Here is a 5203-nt window from a genome sequence, read left to right on the forward strand (position 1 = left end):
TTGCAAAAGGGGTTTTGTTGCTCCCGCCAAATCCTGCCAGATTCCATTTCCCAATCTTAGTCTTTCTTGCATGGACAGACCTGCCGGTTGACTCAAGGGCATGCTGGACCTGCAAATTGTCGTTGTTCCCATGAACGTAATAGGCCTGCTTTCCAAGTATTTCTATTAGCTCAAGTGCATATGAAACCGGGCCTTCACTGTTTGTTATGTCCCCTGCAACCAGGATAAAGCCATAATTGCCCTTGGTTGCGTGCATGCGCAGCCTGTCGAGGACTTCTTCCTCTGCGTGCAAATCGGCAATTGCAAGAAGCTTCATCTGAATTCACCGATTTGGAAAACCTGCTTGCCAAAAGCAAAATTCCTGGCAACTCGATTACAAGCTACCATCTGCGCTTAAAGCCAGGCTTGCCTTTCCCAAACCCGCCCTTGCCCTGGCCTCCATCCCTGCCGCCTTGTCCAGGGCCCCTGTTTTGGCCAAACCTGTTGCCACCAAAGCCGCCGCCTCTTGAAAATCCGCCGCCCATCGGTTTACTGCCCTGTGCGGCTTGCTGCTGGGGCTTTGGCTCTGGAGGCTTTTGCGCAAGCACGGCCTTTGCGCGCGCCTCGAATGTTTCCTTCAGTTTTTCTGCTATGAAGTTTTTTGTAAAGCTGTCAGCTTTTGCCGCTATTGCGATTTTTGTCGCAAGCGCGCGGGCGATTTTGCCCCTTGACCAGCGCGGTGATGATGAGATGAGCGCGTGCTGGAAAATGATGCCGTGCTTTGGCGGGGCAGAGCCTGAGCGAAGGTGCTTGAACAGGGCCTTTTCAGCGCCAAGGACCTGGACTGTGCTTGAAGGCATCAAGGCAAGCTTGTCGACGCCCCCTGCAGAGGCAACCAGCTTTGCGGCAAGTGCAGGCTCGCACAGGTACGAAACGTTTGGGGCAAGGGTTGACACAAGGCTTTGCTGGTAGGTCTCAAGCTCCTCGCGAAGCGAATAGAGGCCAAGAATCTGCCTTGCAAGTGCCTGGATTTCGTCCAAGTCCGGTTTTTCCAGCTGTATGCCCATGCTGGATTTTGCCTTTTGGGCAAATTCAACCGCCCGCTCGCCGACAATAGGGCGAAGGGCGGACTCGCTTGGCTCGTTTTTGTCAAACGCAACCACAAACTCGCAGAATTTTTGCGGCTCTGAAATCTTCAGCTCAGGGAAATATACCCCATACCACTCAGACATCCGCTCAAAAAGCAGGTTGGCTGTCTTATTAATGTCCTCTATAGAGGCTACGGTGAAGGCAAGCAGGTTGTCGCGCTTTACCAAAGCCGATTTGACTGCAAGCTTTGCCTTTTCAAGATAACGCCTTTGGTCAACCATTTTGAATCACCCTAAAAACACAACTAGAAATCAAGATAATAAACCCTGGCAAACGCGAGTCTGTGTTTACCTCTGCATTCAACTCTGCATTCATGCCTGAATTTACCCGCAAACAGGTCTGATATTTGGCATTAGGGGCTTATAAGCATATTTAATTAGTTTGCAGCAGCAAAAACCAACAAGGAAGCCAGAACGCTGCAAGGCCAAAAGACAACCCAAGTGCAGTTTGCTCCTAAAGGTGTGTTTAAATGCCGTTGTTCCAAAAGTTGATGGAAATTGCGATAAAGCGCTCATTCTTGCTGCCCTCAAACGAGGTCTACACGCAGACATCCGGGTTTTACGATTATGGGCCGGCAGGAGTGCTGCTCAAGCATAAGATACAGGAGCAATGGAGGCGGCAATTTTTGAAGCAGGACGGTTTTCTGGAAGTAGAAACTGCCCAGATACTGCCTGAAATTGTGCTCAAGGCATCTGGCCACGCTGCAAATTTTGCAGACCCGCTTGTCGGCTGCGCAAAGTGCAAGAACAGGTTTAGGGCAGACCACCTCATTGAGGAGGCAAGAAAAAAGGCTGGAAAGGATGGTTTGACGCAGGGAGATGGGGCGCAGGAAGGCATCCTTGAGGGGCTCAACCCAAAGCAGCTAGAGCAAAAGATAAGGGAGATTGGCGTGAAATGCCCGCAGTGCGGCGGGGAATTTGAAGGCGTCGGCTGGTTCAATCTCATGTTCCAGACAAATATCGGACCCATTGAAGGCAATACAGCGTATGCAAGGCCTGAAACGGCCCAGGGAATTTTCCTTGATTTTCCGCGGATTTTCAGGAATTATGGCGGCAAGCTGCCCCTTGCCATAGGGCAGGTTGGAAAATCATTCAGAAACGAGATTTCCCCGCGCCAGGGCCTAGTCAGGCTGCGCGAGTTCACGCAAATGGAAATCGAGTATTTTTTCAACCCGAAAAGCCCTCAAATTGAGGGATTTGAGAAGTATAAGGACACTAAGATTAGGATTGCACTGGATGGCAAGGCAGCAAAAGAGGGAACGGCAGGCGGCTTTTTGTCTGACGGCACAATTCCAAACCAGATACTTGCGTATTTTATTGCCAAGGAATTTGAGTTTTATTTGTCCCTCGGCCTGCCGTATGAAAAGTTCTGGATGAGAAAGCTTGGGGCAGCTGAAACACCGCACTATTCTGGCGGCAATTTTGACATGGAGGTAGAAACTTCGTACGGAATAATTGAAACTATTGGAAACGCCTACAGGACAGACTATGACCTGTCTGCGCACTCAAAGATGTCTGGCACAGACCTGTCGGTTTTTGTGGAGGAGGAAAAGGCAAAGGTGATGCCGCATGTTGTTGAGCCGTCCCTTGGTGTTGACAGGCTGTTTTGGTGCATTCTTGAACACTGCTTTAGGGACAAATCCAAAGAAAAAGACTGGGAGTGGTTTGACTTCCCGCCCCACATTGCCCCTTTCACAGTTGCAGTTTTCCCCTTGATGAAAAAGGATGGATTGGCTGAAAAAGCCAAGGAAGTTGTCCAGTTGCTTCGCGCAAGCCTGGGCTATGATGTGATGTATTCCGAGTCTGGAAGCATTGGCAGGAGGTATGCGCGGGCCGATGAAATCGGGACTCCTTACTGCCTGACAGTTGATTATCAGACCCTTGAAGACGGCACAGTCACAGTCCGCTATAGAAACGACGGGGCGCAGGAGCGGCTGAAAATTCTTGACCTTGCCGAAATAATCAGGCAAAATGTGAAAAGCGGCAAAGTAAAAATAAGTTAGGCAAAATAGGAATAGCGTAAGTAAACCGAGGGAAAGGCGAGGACAACGCAAACCTGGGGAAAATAAGGCTAGGCTAAAAAGCCGTAAGATAAAAGCAGGTTGCAAATCCAGAAGCTACTTTTCCCTGAATCTCTTTTTGTCAATCCGAATCTGGCTGCGAGTTGCAAACCTTCCGTAAGGCGTGTCCTTGAATTTTGCGCCATCGATGCTTGGCACCTTGTGGAAGATGATAATGCCTGGGAAAAATTCAAGTATGCGCGCCACCTGCTTTGCCCTCCAGGTCTTCTTGAGCCTGTTTCGGCCTATGCGAACCTGCAAGTCAATTTTTCCCGAGCGCACAGAATTAACAACGTGCAATTCGGAAGATGGATGCCAGGAGATGCCGTGGAATTCCTCGGCAGTTGCGCAAGAATAGTAAAACTTGCTTGTGCTAAGGTATATGCCCATTGCCTGGCGCATTGCAACGGGGGGCTTTTCCACAAGCCACCCCCGCCGTTCATCGTTGCTTGGGACATAATAGATGCCCTTGAAGGGGGTTGGAAATAAATAAAGATTCTTTGCCATGTCCAAGATTTCCCTCTTTGGAATTCCTTGGGAAAACAACTGCATGAAACTTATTGACTGCCCGGGAATGATTTTCATTTATTAATCACCTTGTTGAAAGCTTGAAGCACTTTTTCATCAGGAACCATGTCCAGAAGTTCTGCTTCATCTTCCGGGATGCCGTGCTCCTTTACCATTTGTTCGGCACGCGATAAGCCATTGCCAGTATTTAGAAGGATGGCAACCACGTCAAAAAGGTCGCGCGCTTTTTTGCGCCGAGAATAGGTGCCTGATTTCATGCTGAGCAAATCATCTAAAGATGCAACTAGGATTTCCCTACCGCCAAAAATGCGCTTTTCCGTTTTTTCGATATTTTCATCTGGAGTGAAAACCTCAACTTTGACACTCGCATTTTCTGATTGCACAACAAACTGGTTTGTGAATGCCCCTCTTTGAGCGCGGTAACCCTTCTTAGAAAGACATCCCTTCAGCTCTTCCTTGAGTTTCGCATCATCCCCGGAAACAGGCACAAAGTCAAGATCCACGCTCACCCGATGCTGCAAGTAGAAAAGCGCAAGCGCCGTGCCTCCGACCAGGATAAGCTTGCAATTGGCACAATCCGCAACATCTGAGAGTATTGCGGTAGCAAGCTTGTATTTGCGCTGGAAGACATTTTCCACGATGTTATTTGCACAAAAAAGTTTAAAAGCCTGTTTGCACTAGAACTGAATTATTCAGACCTAGCAAAAACAACTAACCACTGAGAGTGTCTTGATACTAGATGACCAAAATGGACATCTGGAGCAAACAAGATAAGAGCATGTGTTATAATCAAAAATAAAAAGGCAAAATAGGGAAAGACCATGATGAAGTGAAGGGCAAAGAAAAGTTAAACTAGATTCGCTTTAAGAAAGAAAAGTAATATTTTTTCTTGCTTTGCCTCCCCTAATTCAAAATTATCTTGGCCTGGATTATTTTTTGCCGATTTCTTACTTTACAGGTAATCTAACGCTTGGAAGCAAAAATTGTGGCTTGCCGCCTTTGTTTGTAGTTGCATGCTTGTGAGCCCTGATAATTTCACGTGCAGGCTTTGCGCGCACCACCTCTGAAATGGCGTTTATCACAGAGCGCAGCTCTTCGACAAGTTTCTTGGCTTTATCGCTGCCTTGGATATTAATATTATAAAATACTGAATTTTGCTCATTTGATAGACTAACGATTATTGAAAGGTCGTCCGCCAATCTTGAGATTTGTTCCAATTTTTTCTGGTTTATTGGGCTTAGGGAATTTGTCCTGCCTTTTTGTGCTGCCTTAGCTATTTTTTCAAGTGGGGTTTTTGCGGCACGCTCAAGTTTGCTTGTGTATTCAGACAGCATGAAAGTTTTCACATTTGCCGGCACGCCAAGAAGATTTACGCCCCTAAGTGTGTTAAAAAGACCGCCCTCTTTCAGGCAAATTGCAAATGCCTTGTCAAGTGCATTGTCGTATATTTTTGCATGTGGTGAGTCTTCCTGGCTTGCCTTGCTTAAA

General features: G+C 47.6%; 5 protein-coding genes. 1 reads left to right on the forward strand and 4 read right to left on the reverse strand.

All coding sequences use genetic code 11. From position 1 onward, the window contains the following. Positions 1-316, reverse strand: a 316-nt coding sequence (locus FJZ26_03955) for a metallophosphoesterase (GenBank protein ID MBM3229561.1), incomplete at its 3' end; no start/stop codon positions are given. A 64-nt stretch (positions 317-380) separates the two neighbouring features. Beyond that, positions 381-1349, reverse strand: a complete 969-nt coding sequence (locus FJZ26_03960) for an NOP58 family protein (GenBank protein MBM3229562.1) — start codon at positions 1347-1349, stop codon at positions 381-383. 248 nt (positions 1350-1597) lie between these two features. On the opposite strand from FJZ26_03960, the gene glyS reads away from it, so the two are divergent. After that, entirely contained in the window at positions 1598-3130 is a 1533-nt protein-coding gene (gene glyS / locus FJZ26_03965; GenBank protein MBM3229563.1) for a glycine--tRNA ligase, read from the forward strand. A 114-nt stretch (positions 3131-3244) separates the two neighbouring features. On the opposite strand, the gene FJZ26_03970 is transcribed toward glyS, so the two are convergent. Further along, complete coding sequence (locus FJZ26_03970) at positions 3245-3772, reverse strand: hypothetical protein (protein MBM3229564.1); 528 nt, start codon at positions 3770-3772, stop codon at positions 3245-3247. Next, positions 3769-4356, reverse strand: a complete 588-nt coding sequence (locus FJZ26_03975) for a nucleotidyl transferase AbiEii/AbiGii toxin family protein (GenBank protein MBM3229565.1) — start codon at positions 4354-4356, stop codon at positions 3769-3771. The genes FJZ26_03970 and FJZ26_03975 overlap by 4 nt, the downstream gene beginning before the upstream one ends. Between the last annotated feature and the right edge of the window lie 847 nt (positions 4357-5203).

This window comes from Candidatus Parvarchaeota archaeon, from assembly GCA_016866895.1.
GTDB lineage: Archaea > Micrarchaeota > Micrarchaeia > Anstonellales > VGKX01 > VGKX01.

What these genes read in the sequence shown, in the direction of transcription:
- glyS (MBM3229563.1), top strand. Translation starts at nt 1,598, where the DNA reads ATGCCGTTGTTCCAAAAGTTGATGGAAATTGCGATAAAGCGCTCATTC.
- FJZ26_03970 (MBM3229564.1), bottom strand. Translation starts at nt 3,772, where the DNA reads ATGAAAATCATTCCCGGGCAGTCAATAAGTTTCATGCAGTTGTTTTCC.
- FJZ26_03960 (MBM3229562.1), bottom strand. Translation starts at nt 1,349, where the DNA reads ATGGTTGACCAAAGGCGTTATCTTGAAAAGGCAAAGCTTGCAGTCAAA.